Source organism: Streptomyces sp. NPDC032822, from assembly GCF_055578825.1.
Genome location: NZ_JBVIOL010000002.1, coordinates 739,716 through 754,561, shown reverse-complemented (window position 1 = coordinate 754,561; position 14,846 = coordinate 739,716). Strand labels below are relative to the sequence as shown.

At 72.0% G+C, this 14,846-nt stretch carries 13 protein-coding genes; 5 read left to right on the top strand and 8 right to left on the bottom strand.

Features of this window, described 5'->3' with window-relative positions; all coding sequences use genetic code 11:
• Positions 1 to 95: 95 nt before the first annotated feature.
• Positions 96 to 1,595, bottom strand: a complete 1,500-nt coding sequence (locus tag ACZ5VD_RS08995; RefSeq protein WP_468681625.1) for an MFS transporter — start codon at positions 1,593 to 1,595, stop codon at positions 96 to 98.
• A gap of 111 nt (positions 1,596 to 1,706) precedes the next feature.
• Between ACZ5VD_RS08995 and ACZ5VD_RS08990 the strand changes: the two genes are divergently transcribed.
• Positions 1,707 to 2,687: an Lrp/AsnC family transcriptional regulator gene (locus tag ACZ5VD_RS08990; RefSeq protein WP_468551180.1), complete on the top strand. Its 981-nt coding sequence runs from the start codon at positions 1,707 to 1,709 to the stop codon at positions 2,685 to 2,687.
• Positions 2,688 to 2,699: 12 nt separating this feature from the next.
• Here the strand turns inward: ACZ5VD_RS08990 and ACZ5VD_RS08985 are convergent, their stop codons facing one another.
• On the bottom strand, positions 2,700 to 3,569 hold the full coding sequence (locus ACZ5VD_RS08985) for a LysR substrate-binding domain-containing protein (RefSeq protein ID WP_468551181.1): 870 nt from the start codon (positions 3,567 to 3,569) through the stop codon (positions 2,700 to 2,702).
• 163 nt (positions 3,570 to 3,732) lie between these two features.
• Between ACZ5VD_RS08985 and ACZ5VD_RS08980 the strand changes: the two genes are divergently transcribed.
• Positions 3,733 to 4,746 (top strand): bile acid:sodium symporter family protein, encoded by a 1,014-nt coding sequence (locus ACZ5VD_RS08980; protein WP_468681694.1) that lies wholly within the window; start codon positions 3,733 to 3,735, stop codon positions 4,744 to 4,746.
• On the opposite strand, the gene ACZ5VD_RS08975 is transcribed toward ACZ5VD_RS08980, so the two are convergent.
• On the bottom strand, positions 4,682 to 5,911 hold the full coding sequence (locus tag ACZ5VD_RS08975; protein ID WP_468551182.1) for a DUF4185 domain-containing protein: 1,230 nt from the start codon (positions 5,909 to 5,911) through the stop codon (positions 4,682 to 4,684). The genes ACZ5VD_RS08980 and ACZ5VD_RS08975 overlap by 65 nt on opposite strands.
• 134 nt (positions 5,912 to 6,045) lie before the next feature.
• Here ACZ5VD_RS08975 and ACZ5VD_RS08970 point away from each other — a divergent pair, with 134 nt between their 5' ends.
• Positions 6,046 to 6,591, top strand: coding sequence for an isochorismatase family protein (locus tag ACZ5VD_RS08970; RefSeq protein WP_468551183.1), 546 nt, complete (start codon positions 6,046 to 6,048; stop codon positions 6,589 to 6,591).
• A gap of 71 nt (positions 6,592 to 6,662) precedes the next feature.
• Here the strand turns inward: ACZ5VD_RS08970 and fdhD are convergent, their stop codons facing one another.
• The 5 genes from fdhD to ACZ5VD_RS08945 are packed head-to-tail and all read right to left on the bottom strand — an operon-like array spanning position 6,663 to position 13,106.
• Positions 6,663 to 7,511: a formate dehydrogenase accessory sulfurtransferase FdhD gene (gene fdhD, locus ACZ5VD_RS08965; RefSeq protein ID WP_468551184.1), complete on the bottom strand. Its 849-nt coding sequence runs from the start codon at positions 7,509 to 7,511 to the stop codon at positions 6,663 to 6,665.
• Between the two features lie 7 nt (positions 7,512 to 7,518).
• The gene (locus ACZ5VD_RS08960; protein ID WP_468681624.1) at positions 7,519 to 8,379 is read right to left on the bottom strand and encodes a 2Fe-2S iron-sulfur cluster-binding protein; all 861 of its coding nucleotides are present in this window, start codon (positions 8,377 to 8,379) and stop codon (positions 7,519 to 7,521) included.
• Positions 8,376 to 10,208 carry an NADH-ubiquinone oxidoreductase-F iron-sulfur binding region domain-containing protein gene (locus ACZ5VD_RS08955; RefSeq protein ID WP_468551186.1) on the bottom strand — a complete coding sequence of 611 codons (1,833 nt, stop codon included), beginning with the start codon at positions 10,206 to 10,208 and terminating at the stop codon, positions 8,376 to 8,378. The genes ACZ5VD_RS08960 and ACZ5VD_RS08955 overlap by 4 nt, the downstream gene beginning before the upstream one ends.
• A 4-nt stretch (positions 10,209 to 10,212) precedes the next feature.
• Positions 10,213 to 12,138, bottom strand: coding sequence for a molybdopterin oxidoreductase family protein (locus ACZ5VD_RS08950; RefSeq protein ID WP_468681622.1), 1,926 nt, complete (start codon positions 12,136 to 12,138; stop codon positions 10,213 to 10,215).
• The gene (locus ACZ5VD_RS08945; RefSeq protein WP_468551188.1) at positions 12,135 to 13,106 is read right to left on the bottom strand and encodes a 2-dehydropantoate 2-reductase; all 972 of its coding nucleotides are present in this window, start codon (positions 13,104 to 13,106) and stop codon (positions 12,135 to 12,137) included. Before ACZ5VD_RS08945 ends, ACZ5VD_RS08950 begins: the two co-directional genes overlap by 4 nt.
• 263 nt (positions 13,107 to 13,369) lie before the next feature.
• On the opposite strand from ACZ5VD_RS08945, the gene ACZ5VD_RS08940 reads away from it, so the two are divergent.
• Together ACZ5VD_RS08940 and ACZ5VD_RS08935 are read left to right on the top strand one after the other, a co-directional pair.
• Positions 13,370 to 14,704 (top strand): OFA family MFS transporter, encoded by a 1,335-nt coding sequence (locus ACZ5VD_RS08940; protein WP_468681621.1) that lies wholly within the window; start codon positions 13,370 to 13,372, stop codon positions 14,702 to 14,704.
• Positions 14,673 to 14,807 carry an MFS transporter small subunit gene (locus ACZ5VD_RS08935; protein ID WP_468551190.1) on the top strand — a complete coding sequence of 45 codons (135 nt, stop codon included), beginning with the start codon at positions 14,673 to 14,675 and terminating at the stop codon, positions 14,805 to 14,807. Before ACZ5VD_RS08940 ends, ACZ5VD_RS08935 begins: the two co-directional genes overlap by 32 nt.
• The last annotated feature ends 39 nt before the right edge of the window (positions 14,808 to 14,846 follow it).

Genomic DNA, 14,846 nt, shown 5'->3' with positions numbered 1-14,846 from the left:
ACAAGTTTCGGTGCCGTAATCTCCACCGAATCTGTACGACCTGATTACGGCCACCCGATGGCCGGATCACGTCTCTCCGGCCGGGGTGTCCTGTCTCATCCGCGCGGCAGCGCGCCCTCCTCCTCCAGCGTCCCGGCGGCCGGTGCCGGCACCCCGTGCGGTGCCGTCCGCCCGGTCCTGACCAGGGCGAGCACCAGCAGGCCCGCGACCACGGCCACGGAACCCGCGACCAGCGCCGCCCGGTCCAGCCCCGCCGCGAAGGCCGCCCGCAGGGTGTGCTCGGAGAAGGCGCCCCCGAGCGCCCCGGCGCCGCCGCCCGCGAGGGTGTGGGCCGCGTCGGGCGGCAGCGTGTCCCGCATCCGGGAGGTGAGGACCGTGCCGCACAGGGCGATGCCGAGGGCGTAGCCGAGCTGCCGGAACGTGTTGACCGCGCCGCCCGCCATGCCGGCCCGCTCGGGCCCCACCGCGGCCAGCGCGGCGCCCGCGATGCCCGGCGACACCAGCCCCGTACCGGCACCCACCAGGACCAGCCCGGGAATCAGCGCGTTCGCGCCGGATCCCGCGTCCAGACCCGCCATGCAGAACTGCCCGGCGCCGATCAGCAGCAGCCCGCCACCGATCGGGAAACGGGCCGGCACCCCGTGCAGCAGCCGGCCCCCGGCCCCCGCCACCACGAACGCGGCGAGGGACATCCACAGGAACAGCACGCCCCCGCGCACCGGGCTCATCCCGAGCATCGTCTGCAACCAGATCGAGGTGTACACCAGCACGCCGAACGCCGTCCCGTTGAAGGCGAGCGCACCCGCCATCACACCGGAGAACGCGGGCCGGGTGAACAGCCGCAGCTCCAGCAGCGGGTCCGCGACGCGCCGCTGGACCGCCACGAAGGCCACCAGCGCCGCGACCGCCACCGCGAACCAGCCGAGCGTGCCGGCCGCGCCCCAGCCGTGCGACCCGGCCCGCACCGCCCCGTACGTCAGCGCCCCGGCGAACGCCGCGAACGTCGCCGTACCCGCCCAGTCGACCCGACGGCCCTCGCGGCCCCGCGACTCGGGCACCACCCGCAGGGTCAGCCAGACCGCGGCCACGCTGACCGGCAGGTTCACGAAGAAGATCCACCGCCAGCCCGGCCCCGCGGTGAGCAGCCCGCCGGCCAGCGGTCCCACCGCGGCCGCCGCGCCACTGACCGCGCCCCACACCCCGAGCGCCGTCGAGCGCTGCCGCCCCTGGTAGACGGAGCCCAGCAGCGGCAGTGTCGTGGCGAACATCGCCGCCGCGCCCACACCCTGCAGTCCCCGTGCCGCGATCAGCATCCCCGGCCCGGTCGCGAGGGCGCACGTCAGCGAGGCGACCGCGAACAGCACCACACCCGCCACATGCACCCGCCGCCGGCCCAGCACGTCGGCCGCGGCCCCCACCCCGAGCAGCAGCGCGGCCAGCGCCAGCGCGTACCCGTCCATCACCCACTGCAGATCGCTCAGCGACGCGTCCAGCGCCCGCGCCATGTCCGGCAGCGCCACCACCGCGATCGTGACATCCAGCAACAACATGAACGTGCCCAGGCACACCGCCGTCAGCGGCCCCCATGTACGCATGTCCCCCACTCTCTCCGTGTCGAAGGTGCTTTCTCCGTACGATGGGACGCACCCGGCCGATCAAGACGGCGAACAGGTGCCGACCGCCGGAATCCGACAGGGGTGAGCCGGATGGAGATGGAATCCCACACCTTCGACCAGCTGGATCTGCGGCTGCTGGACGCCCTGGGAGTCAACGGCCGCGCCTCCTTCAGCCGGCTCGCGGAGGTGCTCGGCGTCTCCGACCAGACGATCGCGCGCCGCTACCGCAGGCTGCGCGCCGAGGGCGGCCTGCGGGTCGTCGCCGTCCGGGACGCCCATCGTCTCGGGCAGGACCAGTGGACCCTGCGCCTGCGCTGCGTCCCCGACAGTGCCCTGGTCATCGCCGACGCGCTCGCCAAGCGCCCCGACACCAGCTGGATCGGTATCGCCGCGGGCGGCACGGAGGTCGTCCTCGGCACCCGGCCGCGCAGCGCGGGCGACCGCGACGACCTGCTCCTCGGCAAGCTCCCGCGCACCCCACGCGTCATGGAGATCCGCGCCCACCAGATCCTCCACCGCTTCTACGGCGGCCCGACCTGCTGGCTGAGCAAGTTCGGCGCGCTCACCGCGGACGAGATCGCCGCCCTGAGGACCGAGCCGGTCGCCACCGACGGCCTGGCCCGTATCGACCCACAGGACGAGCCGCTGGTCGCCGCCCTCGAAGAGGACGGCCGCGCCACCTACCCCGAACTCCAGCGCGCCACCGGCCGTTCGGAGTCCGCCGTCAAACGCCGGCTGGCCGCGCTGCTCGCCTCCGGCGCGCTCTACATCGACGTGGAGTACCACTCCGAGACCATCGGCTACCCCCTGACGGCCGTCCTGTGGATCACCACCACCCCGGCCGCCCTGCACTCCGTCGGCGAGACCCTCGCCGGCCACGACGAGATCGCGTACGCCGCCGCCACGGCGGGCCCCTCCAACCTCCTCGCCACCGCCGTGGTCAGGAACACGGCTCACCTCTACGCCTACCTGAGCGGCCCCCTCGGCCACCTGTCCGGCGTCCAGCACGTGGAGGCCTCGCCGTTCCTGCGGCGCGTCAAGCAGCTCACCTACCAGCGGCCCGCCCGCTGACCGCGTTCCGGGTCACCGCCGGTGCAGCCGGTCCCCGCCCGCCAGGATCGCCGCCGCCAGCGCGTCGGCGGCGCCCTGTGCTGCCGTACGGCGGCGGCCGTGCACCAGGACGAAGTCGACGCGGCCGAGCTCCGGCAGCCCCGACCGGTCGGGGACACGCACCAGGCCGGGCGGGATCAGGCCGCGCGAGTGGGCCATCACCCCGAGGCCCGCGCGGGCCGCCGCGACCAGCCCGTTCAGGCTGCCGCTGGTGCACGCCACGCGCCACGCGCGGCCCTGCCGCTCCAGGGCCTCCATGGCCAGCGCCCGGGTGATGCCCGGCGGCGGGTACACGATCAACGGCACCGGCCGGTCCGCGTCCAGGCGCAGCCGCTCCGCGCCGATCCACACCAACTCGTCGTGCCACACGAGCTGCCCGCGCGGAGCGGCCGCGTCCGGTCGCCGTTTCGCGAGGACCAGGTCCAGCTTCCCGGCCGCCAGCTGGGTGTGCAGGGTGCCCGACAGTTCGACCGTCAGCTCCAGGTCGACCTCGGGGTGGTTGTGCCGGAAGCCCTCCAGGATCTCCGGCAGCCGGGTCAGCACGAAGTCCTCGGACGCCCCGAACCGCAGCCGGCCGCGCACCCGGGTGCCCGTGAAGAACGCCGCCGCCTGCTCGTGCACCTCCAGGATCCGGCGCGCGAAGCCGAGCATCGCCTCGCCGTCCTCCGTCAGCTCCACGGAGTGGGTGTCCCGGGTGAACAGCTGCCGCCCGGTGACGTCCTCCAGCCGCCGCACATGCTGGCTGACCGTGGACTGACGCAGCCCGAGCCGGCGGGCCGCCTGCGTGAAGCTCAGCGTCTGGGCCACCGCGAGGAACGTACGCAGCTGAGAGGGGTCGTACACCCGCTCAGGCTATCGCGGAACGTGATGACAGTGAGTGCGGTGTACGGGATTCCCGATCACGAGGTGAGGGAGCACGATGGAGGGGGGACCCGTGACCCCGCACCGCCGACAGCACCGAGCAAGCAAGTGGAGCACCGTGAAACGCCTGCGATGGCCGAGTTGGATGCCGATCGACCCGTACATCCTGCTGTTGCTCGGGACGGTGGGCCTCGCGGCTCTCCTCCCGGCCCGCGGGGCGACGGCCGACGTGGCCTCCGGCGCCTCCACGGGCGCCATCGCCTTCCTCTTCTTCCTCTACGGCGCCCGGCTCTCCACCCGTGAGGCGATGGACGGGCTCAGGCACTGGCGGCTCCACCTCACCGTCCTTGCCTGTACGTTCCTTGTCTTCCCGCTGCTGGGCCTGGCCGCCCGCGGGCTGGTGCCCGTCCTGCTGACCCAGCCGCTCTACCAGGGACTGCTCTTCCTCACGCTCGTCCCCTCGACCATCCAGTCGTCGATCGCCTTCACCTCGATGGCCCGCGGAAACGTTCCCGCAGCGATCTGCGCCGGCTCGTTCTCCTCCCTGGTGGGCATCGTCCTCACCCCCCTGCTGGCGGCGGCCCTGCTCGGCGGCGGCACCGGTGGGTTCTCCGCCGACTCGCTGCTGGAGATCGTGCTCCAGCTGCTGGTGCCCTTCCTCGCCGGACAGCTGCTGCGCCGCTGGATCGGAGGGTTCGTCACCCGGCACAAGAAGGTCCTCGGCCTGGTCGACCGGGGCTCGATCCTCCTCGTCGTCTACACGGCGTTCAGCGAGGGCATGGTCCAGGGCATCTGGCACCAGGTGAGCCCCGCCCGGCTGGCCGGTCTGATGGCCGTCGAGGTCGTGATCCTCGCCGTGATGCTGGCCCTGACCTGGTACGGGGCCAAGGCGCTCCGCTTCGGCCGGGAGGACCGGATCGCCATCCAGTTCGCCGGCTCGAAGAAGTCCCTGGCCTCCGGACTGCCCATGGCGAGCGTCCTGTTCGGCGCGCACGCCTCGCTGGCCGTGCTGCCGCTGATGCTCTTCCACCAGATGCAGCTGATGGTGTGCGCGGTGATCGCCAAGCGCCGCTCGCTCGATCCCCGGGAGGAGGTCACCGGGTCGGCACCAGCCGCAGGGTCACGAACCGCGGTCGGTACAGGGCCACGTTCCGGTTGAGCTGCGCCGCAGCGTCCGTGACCTCCAGCCAGTTGACGTCGTAGCTCAGCACCAGCCGTCCGTCGGCGCCGAGTTCGGGGTGGACCTGCGGGTTGTAGGCGGCCACCCCGCCCGCCGGCAACGACGCCGTGAAGTCCTTCGCGGGGCCGTGCCAGGGCCCGGTGGGGGAGCACGCCCAGTACGAGGTGACCGTCGTCAGGCCCTTGGCCCCCGCCGCCATGGTGAACAGCACATACGTCCCGCCCTGCCGCACCACCGAGAAGGCGCTGCCCACCCCGGTGCGCCGGCCGTCCCCCAGCACGGCGCCCGGCCGGGCCCGCGCCGCCCAGGCGGAGCCGTCCCAGTACTCCCAGGCCGCGGGGTCCCCGAGCCCGCCCTCTGGCACCCGCGCCACGTACGCCTGCGAGGCGGGCCGGGACGCCGCCTGTCCGTCGTCGCCGCCGAACACGTACGTCCAGCCGCCCTTCTCGACCAGTGTCGTCCCGAACAGCACCCGCCGGGACGGGTCCTGGACGAGGCGCTGGTCGAGGACCTCGACGACGGACTCGACCCGCAGCGCGGGCAGGGAGAGGGTGGCGACCTCGGTCGCGGTGGGCACGCCGTAGATCCACGGCGACTGTCCCGCCGTCCGCACCCACAGCAGCACCCGCAGCACCTGCTCGGAGGAGCCCGGGGAGCGGGGTTCGACGCGGGCCGCGACCGGCCAACGCCACTGGTCCGGGCCCGGATCGGGGAAGAGCGGCGCGGGCAGCGTCGCGGCGAGCCGCCCGTCGTCCATCAGCACCGCCGAGTTGCGCACCAGAGGTGCCGTCCCGTCCCGCCAGGCGTAGGACTCGCCGACCGGGTTGGGCGGGCTGTGCACCTGGCCGAGGTAGGTGTCCGAGAACAGCCACAGCACCCGTCCGTCGGGCAGCCGCACCGAGTGCGTGCCGTCGCCGCCGGTCCAGTCGTCGGCGCGGGCGGCGTCGTCGCCGTAGCGGGCGAACTCGGCGGTGAGGCGGTCGTCGGCCGACCAGGAGCCGACCGTGTGCGGTGCGCACGCCCCGGAACCGCGTCGGTCCTCGTCCTTGGACAGCGCGCTGAGCAGCACGGCCGAGAGAACCAGGGCCATCAGCAGGCCGACCCCGACTCCCGTTCGCTGTCGTGCTCGTGTGTCCTCGGGCACGTTCCGGGACGTTAGTGCCTGCCGCCCACCCGGTCCATGGGGCGTCCCGCGGACGGAGGCCGGACACGGCCGGTTCACGGGCCCGTTGATCCGGATCTCCGGCACGGACGGCCGTCCATGGATAACGTTCCGTCATGAACGCACCGCACACGGCCGATCCGGGGCTCGCGCTCGATCCCGCGCGCACCGCCCTCGTGCTCGTCGACCTGATGGACCGCATCGTCGCGCTGCCCCTGGAGCCCCACAGGGGTCCCGAACTCCTCGCTGTCGCGCGGGAGTTGGCGACGGGTTTCCGAGCGGTCGGCGCACTGGTCGTGCTCGTCCGGGTGGAGCGCCCCGGCGTGACGGAGCAGCCGTCGGGCAGCGCACTGGTGCCGGGGCTGCTCGGGGACGGCGACGTCGAGATCGTGAAGCGGACGATCGGCGCCTTCCAGGGCACCGGACTGGACGAGCGGCTGCGTGAACACGGCGTCACCACGCTGGTGTTCGGCGGGATCGCCACCAACCTCGGTGTCGAGTCCACCGCCCGCGCCGCGGGTGACCTCGGCTACGACCTGGTCTTCGTCGAGGACGCCATGACCGCGTTCACCGCCGCCGAGCACGAGGCGTCGGTGCGCCTGGACTTCCCGCGCCTGGGCACGGTCGTGACCGCCGCCGGGGTGCGCTTCACCACGGATTGAGGCGGGGCCCCTGCGGCGCAGGGGGCGCTCCCCGCCGTTCGGGGCCCCGCCGCCGTGTCGCGGGGAGCCGCTCAGCCCTGGGCGGCCGCGGCCTGCAGGGCGATACGGCCCTCGCCCGCGTACACGTTCATGGAACCGCCCCGCAGGAAGCCCACCAGCGTCAGCCCCGACTCCGCCGCCAGGTCCACCGCCAGCGACGAGGGCGCCGACACCGCCGCGAGCACCGGGATGCCCGCCATCACGGCCTTCTGCGCCAACTCGAACGATGCCCGGCCGGACACCAGCAGGATCGTGCGGGACAGCGGCAGTTCCCCGTTCTGCAGGGCGCGGCCGACCAGCTTGTCGACCGCGTTGTGCCGGCCCACGTCCTCCCGGATGTCGACCAGCTCGCCCTCCTCGGAGAACAGGGCCGCCGCGTGCAGACCCCCGGTCCGGTCGAAGACCCGCTGCGCCGCGCGGAGCCGGTCGGGGAGGCGCGCGAGCAGGGCGGGTTCGACGCGGACCGGGGGAGTGTCGGCGATGGGCCAGCGGGCGGTCGTCCGGACGGCGTCGAGACTGGCCTTGCCGCACAGACCGCACGACGAGGTCGTGTACACGTTCCGCTCCAGGGTGATGTCGGGCATCACCACGTCCGGCGAGGTCCGCACGTCCACCACGTTGTAGGTGTTCGACCCGTCCGCGGTCGCCCCCGCGCAGTAGACGATGTTCAGCAGATCGGACGCGGCGGCCAGGACACCCTCGCTCACCAGGAAACCGGCGGCGAGCGCGAAGTCGTCGCCCGGGGTGCGCATGGTGATCGCGAGCGGCTTGCCGTTCAGCCGGATCTCCAGCGGTTCCTCCGCGACCAGCGTGTCCGGGCGGCTGGAGACCACCCCGTCCCGGATCCGGACCACCTTGCGTCGTTCCGTGACTCGTCCCATGTCCTGATCAGCCCCGGTTCTGTACGTGCTGGTAGCCGAAACGGCCCTTGATGCAGAGATTGCCGTGGGTCACCGGGTTGTCGTGCGGGGAGGTGACCTTCACGATGTCATTGTCCTGCACGTGCAGGGTGAGATTGCAGCCCACACCGCAGTACGCGCACACGGTGGTCGTCTCCGTCTGCGCCGACTCGTCCCAGGTACCCGCCGCCCGCATGTCGAACTCCGACTTGAAGGACAGCGCCCCGGTCGGGCACACCTCGATGCAGTTGCCGCAGTACACGCACGCCGAGTCGGTCAGCGGGGCGTCGTGCTCGACGGCGATCCGGGCGTCGAAGCCGCGGCCGGTCACGGAGATCGCGAAGGTGTTCTGCCACTGGTCGCCGCAGGCGTCCACGCACTTGTAGCAGAGGATGCACTTGTCGTAGTCGCGTACGTACAGATCGTTGTCGACCCTCGGCTCCTCGTCCAGCCGGGCCGCGTCCGGGCCGAAACGGTCCGGCTTCGCCTCGTACTCCTTGATCCACCCGGCCACCCGCGGAGTGGTCGACATGTCGACCGAGGAGGCGAGCAGTTCCAGGACGATCTTGCGGCTGTGCCGGGCCCGCTCGGTGTCGGTCCGCACCTCCATGCCGGACTCGGCCCTGCGGGAGCAGGCCGGGACGAGGGTCCTGGCGCCCTCGACCTCGACGACACAGACCCGGCAGGCGTTCTTGGGTGTGAGGGTGTCGCCCTCGCACAGGGTCGGGATGTCCTTCCCGGCCGCCCGGCAGGCGTCCAGGACGGTCGAGCCCTCGGGGACCCTGGCCGCCTCGCCGTCGAGGGTGAACTCCAGCAGCCGGCGCGGGATCCCCAGCGGTGTCACGGTCATTCGTACGCCCCCAGACGGTCGATGGCGGATTCCACGGCGTTCCACGCGGTCTGCCCCAGACCGCAGATGGAGGCGTCCCGCATGGCGCGGCCGACCTCCCTGAGCAAGGCGATGTCGTCGGCCGCCGCCGCGCCCGTGCGCTCCGCGATCCGGTGCAGCGCTTCCTCCTGGCGCACGGTCCCGACCCGGCACGGCACGCACTGTCCGCACGACTCGTCCCGGAAGAACTCGGCGATGCGCAGCAGGAGCCGGGGTAGCGGAACCGTGTCGTCGAAGGCCATCACGACCCCCGAGCCGAGCGTGGCACCCGCCTCCCGGGTGCCTTCGAAGGTCAGCGGGATGTCCGTCTCGTCCGGCCGTACGAAGCCGCCGGCCGCCCCGCCGAGCAGCACCGCCCGCAGCCCCTCGCGCACCCCGGCCAGCTCCAGCAGCTCGCCCAGTGTCGCCCCGAACGGCAGTTCGTAGATCCCGGGCCGCTCCACACCGCCCGACACACAGAACAGCTTCGGTCCGGTGGAACGCCCGGTGCCGATCACCGCGTACGCCGGGGCGCCCAGGGTGAGGATCGGCAGCACGTTGATCAGCGTCTCGACGTTGTTCTCGACCGTGGGCTTGCCGAACAGGCCCTTCTCCACGGGGAAGGGCGGCTTCGAGCGCGGCTCGCCCCGGTATCCCTCGATGGAGTTGAACAGGGCCGTCTCCTCACCGCAGATGTACGCCCCGGCACCGCGCCGGATCTCGATGTCGAAGGCATAGCCCTGGCCGAGGACGTCGTCGCCGAGCAGTCCCCGGGCCCGTGCCTGGTCGACGGCGTGCCGCATCCGGTGGATCGCCCGCGGGTACTCGCCGCGCAGATACAGGTACCCCTGGTGTGCGCCGGTCGCGTACGCCGCGATCGTCATCGCCTCCACCAGCGCGTACGGATCGCCCTCCATGATCACGCGGTCCTTGAAGGTGCCCGGCTCGGACTCGTCCGCGTTGCACACCAGGTAGTGCGGATGGTCGGGCTGGGACGCCGTGGCCTGCCATTTGCGGCCGGTGGGGAAGGCGGCTCCACCCCGCCCGACCAGACCGGAGTCGGTGACCTCACGGATGACTCCGGCGGGACCGAGGTCGAAGGCCTGGCGCAGCGCGGTGTACCCGCCCCGGGAGCGGTAGTCGTCCAGGCTCGCCGGATCCACCACGCCGATGCGCCGGAGCAGCGTCAACGAGGGGTCCCCGGCCTGCGGCACCGCCATCGCCGCGGGCGGCTCCTCGGGCGCCGAGTCGGGGGAGCTCGCGGCGAGGACGGCGTCGTGCACCGTCGCCGGCGCCGAGACCGCCGTGCGCACCGGGTCCCCGGCCCTGATCGCGAGTGCGGCCGGAGCCCGTTCGCACAGGCCCAGGCACGGGCCGCGCTCGACCGAGACACCGCTGCCGGGGCCGAGCCGGGACTCGATGCCGGCGCACAGCCCGGCGGCTCCGGCGGCCGCGCACGCCAGGTCCGTGCAGACGTGCAGCACGGTCGCCGGGCGCGGCTTGACCGAGAACATCGCGTAGAAGGTGGCGACCCCGTACGCCTCCGCGGGCGGCACGGTCAGCCGCCGGCACAGGTAGTCGAGGGCGCCCTCGCTGATCCAGCCGATCCGGTCGTTGATCGCGTGCAGCCCCGGCAACAACAGGTCGCGGCGGTCCCGGGCCGCCCGCCCGCCACGGGCCCACCTCAGATCCGTGGCGCTCATCTCGTCGCGGGCCGCCCCCTCCCACGAGGACTCCGGGGGACCGAGCAGCGCGTCGACCGCCGCCCGCTCCTCGTCCGTCGGTTTGCTGTCACCGAAGTGCAGGTCCACTGCCTCACCTCACGTAGGTCACGACCGGTAGCTTCTCGATGCGGATCGCCGACGCCTTGAACTCCGCCGTCCCCGCGATCGGGCAGTTCGCCTCGATCGTCAGCTGGTTGGTGTCCACCTCGTCGGGAAAATGCATGGTCATGAAGGCCAGCCCGGGCCGCAGCGCGGTGTCGATCCACACCGGGGCGACCACCGCCCCGCGCCGCGAGGAGATCCGCACCTCCTCACCGACCGTCACCCCGTACCGCTCGGCGTCCTCCGGGCACAGTTCGACGAACTCGCCGCGCCGCAGCGGGGAGGCGAAACTCCCGCTCTGCACACCGGTGTTGTACGAGTCGAGGCGCCGCCCGGTCGTCAGCCGGATCGGATACTCCTCGTCGGTGAGGTCGACCGGCGGATCGTGCCGGACCAGCCCGAAGGGGGCGGGCAGGCCGCGCCGGTGCGGGTCCGTCTCCCACAACCGGCCGTGCAGATACGTCGGTTCGAGCCCGTCGGGGTCGGGGCACGGCCACTGGATGCCCTGGTGCTCCGCCAGCCGGTCGTACGTCATCCCGTAGTGGTCCGGCGACACCGACCTGAGCTCGTTCCAGACCGCCTCGGAGTCGGTGTACTTCCACTCGTGGCCGAGGCGTCCCGCGAGGTCGCAGAGGATGTCGATGTCCTCGCGGGCCTCGCCGGGCGGCGTCACCGCCCGGCGTACCCGCTGGACCCGCCGCTCGCTGTTGGTGGTGGTGCCCTCGGTCTCCGCCCAGCCGGCCGTCGCGGGCAGCACCACGTCCGCGAGTTCGGCCGTCCTGGTGAGGAAGATGTCCTGCACCACGAGGAAGTCCAGCCGCCGCAACCGCCGTACGGCCTGCTCGCTGTCCGCCTCCGACTGTGCCGGGTTCTCGCCGATGCAGTAGACCGCCCTGAGCGCGCCCTCCTCCATCGCCTCGAACATCTCCGTCAGGTTCATCCCGTAGTGCGGCTGGATGACGGTGTCCCACGCCGACTCGAACTTCAGCCGGGTGTCGGCGTCGAGGATGTCCTGGAAGCCGGGCAGCCGGTTGGGGATGGCGCCCATGTCGCCGCCGCCCTGCACGTTGTTCTGTCCGCGCAGCGGCTGCAATCCGCTGCCGTAGCGGCCCACATGACCGGTGAGCAGCGACAGGTTGATCAGCGCGCGGACGTTGTCGGTGCCGTTGTGGTGCTCGGTGATGCCGAGCGTCCAGCACAACTGGGCGCGCTCGGCGCGGGCGTAGGCGTGCGCCAACTCCCGTATGGCGGCGGCCGGTACGCCCGTCACCTTCTCCGCGAGGGACAGCGTCCAGGGTTCGACGAGCTGCTTGTACTCCTCGTAGCCGCTGGTCGCCCGTTCGATGAACGCCTCGTTGGCCAGGCCGGCCCGGATGATCTCGCGGCCGACGGCGTGCGCCATCGGGATGTCGGTGCCGACGTTGAGGCCGAGCCAGCTCTCCGCCCACTCGGCGGTCGAGGTCCGTCGCGGGTCGACCGCGTACATGCGGGCGCCGTGGTGGATGCCCTTCAGCGCGTGCTGGAAGAAGATCGGATGCGCGAAGCGGGCGTTGGAGCCCCACATCACGATGACGTCGGTGTGCTCGATCTCCTCGTACGAGGAGGTGCCGCCGCCGGAGCCGAAGGCGGCCGACAGGCCGGCCACGCTGGGGGCGTGACAGGTCCGGTTGCAGGAGTCGACGTTGTTGGTGCCCATGACGACCCGGGCGAACTTCTGCGCCACGTAGTTCATCTCGTTGGTCGCGCGGGCGCAGGAGAACAGGCCGAACGCGCCGCGTGCCGCCGCCAGCCCGCGGGCGGCCCGGTCCAGGGCCTCCTCCCAGGTGGCCTGCCGGAAGGGCTCGTCGCGGGAGTCCCGGACCAGTGGATGGGTGAGCCGGGTGTAGGTCTTCGGGGTTCGGTCGCGTTTCCTCATGCGGCGCTCCTCGACGCGAGCAGGTCCGAGATGGCGTGCACGGTGCGCAGGGTGGGCACCTCGACGCCGGTGATCTCCGCCAACTCGACGACGGCCGCGAGCAGTACGTCGAGTTCGAGCGGTTTGCCGCGCTCCAGGTCCTGGAGCGTGGAGGTGCGGTGGTCGCCGACCCGTTCGGCGCCCGCGAGGCGCCGCTCGATGGAGACGCCGACCTCGCAGCCGAGGGCCTCGGCGACGGCCAGGGTCTCCGTCATCATGATCTCGATGACCCTGCGGGTGCCGCCGTGCAGGCACATCTGGCGCATGGTGGCGCGGGCCAGCGCGCTGATCGGGTTGAAGGAGATGTTGCCGAGCAGCTTGAGCCAGATGTCGTTGCGCAGATCGGGTTCGATCGGGCACTTCAGGCCGCCGGCCCGCAGCGCCTGGCTGAACGCCGTACAGCGGGGCGAGAGGGAGCGGTCGGGTTCGCCGACCGAGAACCGGGTTCCTTCCAAGTGCCGTACGACGCCGGGGCCTTCGAGTTCGGTGGCCGCGTAGACCACGCAGCCGACGGCCCGCCGCGGCGCGAGCACCGCGCTGACCGTGCCGCCCGGGTCCACGCTCTCGACGCGGTGGCCGTCGTGGGGGCCGCCGTGCCGGTGGAAGTACCACCAGGGGATGCCGTTCTGGGCGGCCACGACCGCCGTGTTCTCGTGCAGAAGGGGCTCGATCAGCGGCCCGCACGCCGCGTACGAGTTGGCCTTGAGGCCGAGGAAGACGAAGTCGACCGGGCCGACCTCGGCCGGGTCGTCGGTGGCGTGCGCGTGCGCGGTGAAGTCACCGCGGGGGCTGAGGACCCGCACACCGTGCTGCCTCATGGCCGCGAGATGCGGTCCACGGGCGACGAGGTGCACGTCGGCGCCCGCACGGTGGAGCGCGGCGCCGACATAGGCGCCGATCGCTCCGGCGCCGAGTACTGCGACTTTCATGCGAGGGAGCTCCGTTCGGTCGAGGGATACCGCGGAGAGGGCGCACTGTCTGAATCTGTCGACGGAATATTGTCTACAGTATGGGAGTTGGGGCAGCAAGGGTTCGCGCAGCATGGGCGGAGTCGGGAGGGTCCGGCTCGGGGAGGAGACGCCCGCGGAAAACCGGTCGGTAGGACCGTTCGGCGCGTACGGCATACCGTTCATCGCATACGGTCGACCTGCCGTCTTCTCAACCGCGCTCCCAGTTCCTACCGTTCGGGATCATGAGTCCCCCAGTCGCACCCCCCGGGTGGAGCCGCTGGCTGGTTCCGCCCGCCGCCCTCTCGGTCCATCTCTCCATCGGCCAGGCCTACGCCTGGAGCGTGTTCAAACCGCCCCTGGAATCGGCCCTCGGCCTCAGCGGGACACAGAGCGCGCTGCCCTTCCAGCTCGGCATCGTCATGCTCGGCCTGTCGGCCGCGTTCGGCGGCACGCTCGTGGAGCGCAACGGCCCCCGCTGGGCGATGACCGTGGCCCTGATCTGCTTCTCCTCCGGCTTCCTGCTCTCCGCGCTGGGCGCGGCCACCGAGCAGTACTGGCTGATCGTCTTCGGCTACGGCTTCGTCGGCGGCATCGGCCTCGGCATCGGCTACATCTCGCCCGTCTCGACCCTGATCAAGTGGTTCCCGGACCGGCCCGGCATGGCCACCGGCATCGCCATCATGGGCTTCGGCGGCGGCGCGCTGATCGCCTCGCCCTGGTCGGCCCGGATGCTGGAGTCGTTCGGCAGCGACAGCTCCGGGATCGCGCTGGCGTTCCTCGTCCACGGACTCTCGTACGCGGTCTTCATGACCCTCGGCGTACTCCTCGTACGGGTGCCGCGCGGCGAGAAGCCCAAGACCGACGGGCCCAGCGCCCTGAGCGGACCGCAGGTCTCCGCCCGCGGCGCCGTACGCACCCCCCAGTTCTGGTGTCTGTGGGTCGTGCTCTGCATGAACGTGACCGCGGGCATCGGCATCCTGGAGAAGGCCGCCCCGATGATCACGGACTTCTTCGCGGACACCTCCACCCCGGTCTCGGCGTCGGCCGCCGCCGGCTTCGTCGCCCTGCTCTCCGCGGCCAACATGGCGGGCCGCATCGGCTGGTCGTCGACCTCCGACCTGATCGGCCGCAAGAACATCTACCGCGTCTACCTCGGCGTGGGCGCCGTGATGTACGCCCTGATCGCCCTGTTCGGCGACTCCTCCAAGCCGTTGTTCGTCCTGAGCGCGCTGGTGATCCTGTCCTTCTACGGCGGCGGGTTCGCCACCATCCCCGCCTACCTCAAGGACCTCTTCGGCACCTACCAGGTCGGCGCGATCCACGGGCGGCTGCTCACCGCCTGGTCCACGGCGGGCGTCCTCGGGCCGCTGATCGTGAACTGGATCGCCGACCGCCAGGAGGAGGCGGGCAGACACGGGGCGTCACTGTACGGCCTGTCGTTCGTCATCATGATCGGACTGCTCGTGGTCGGCTTCGTCGCCAACGAACTGGTCCGCCCCGTCCACGCCCGCCACCACATTCCCGCCCCGAGGGAGGAGGCCGTCGATGTCCACCGACAGCAGTCAGAGTCCGCCTAGCCGACGAGGGCTGATCGCCTTCGCCTGGGTGTGGGTGGGAGCGCCGCTCGTGTACGGGCTGTATGAACTCGTACAGAAGGCGACACAGCTGTTCACCGGGTAGCTGTTCGAAAAATGTTCGGGTGTCCGAGGGTCTGACGGA

Bases quoted from the DNA above. Each gene is read 5' to 3' on its own strand.
- ACZ5VD_RS08995 (WP_468681625.1), bottom strand. From the start codon at position 1,595: ATGCGTACATGGGGGCCGCTGACGGCGGTGTGCCTGGGCACGTTCATG.
- ACZ5VD_RS08990 (WP_468551180.1), top strand. From the start codon at position 1,707: ATGGAGATGGAATCCCACACCTTCGACCAGCTGGATCTGCGGCTGCTG.
- ACZ5VD_RS08980 (WP_468681694.1), top strand. From the start codon at position 3,733: ATGCCGATCGACCCGTACATCCTGCTGTTGCTCGGGACGGTGGGCCTC.
- ACZ5VD_RS08970 (WP_468551183.1), top strand. From the start codon at position 6,046: ATGAACGCACCGCACACGGCCGATCCGGGGCTCGCGCTCGATCCCGCG.
- fdhD (WP_468551184.1), bottom strand. From the start codon at position 7,511: ATGGGACGAGTCACGGAACGACGCAAGGTGGTCCGGATCCGGGACGGG.
- ACZ5VD_RS08960 (WP_468681624.1), bottom strand. From the start codon at position 8,379: ATGACCGTGACACCGCTGGGGATCCCGCGCCGGCTGCTGGAGTTCACC.
- ACZ5VD_RS08950 (WP_468681622.1), bottom strand. From the start codon at position 12,138: ATGAGGAAACGCGACCGAACCCCGAAGACCTACACCCGGCTCACCCAT.
- ACZ5VD_RS08945 (WP_468551188.1), bottom strand. From the start codon at position 13,106: ATGAAAGTCGCAGTACTCGGCGCCGGAGCGATCGGCGCCTATGTCGGC.
- ACZ5VD_RS08940 (WP_468681621.1), top strand. From the start codon at position 13,370: ATGAGTCCCCCAGTCGCACCCCCCGGGTGGAGCCGCTGGCTGGTTCCG.
- ACZ5VD_RS08935 (WP_468551190.1), top strand. From the start codon at position 14,673: ATGTCCACCGACAGCAGTCAGAGTCCGCCTAGCCGACGAGGGCTGATC.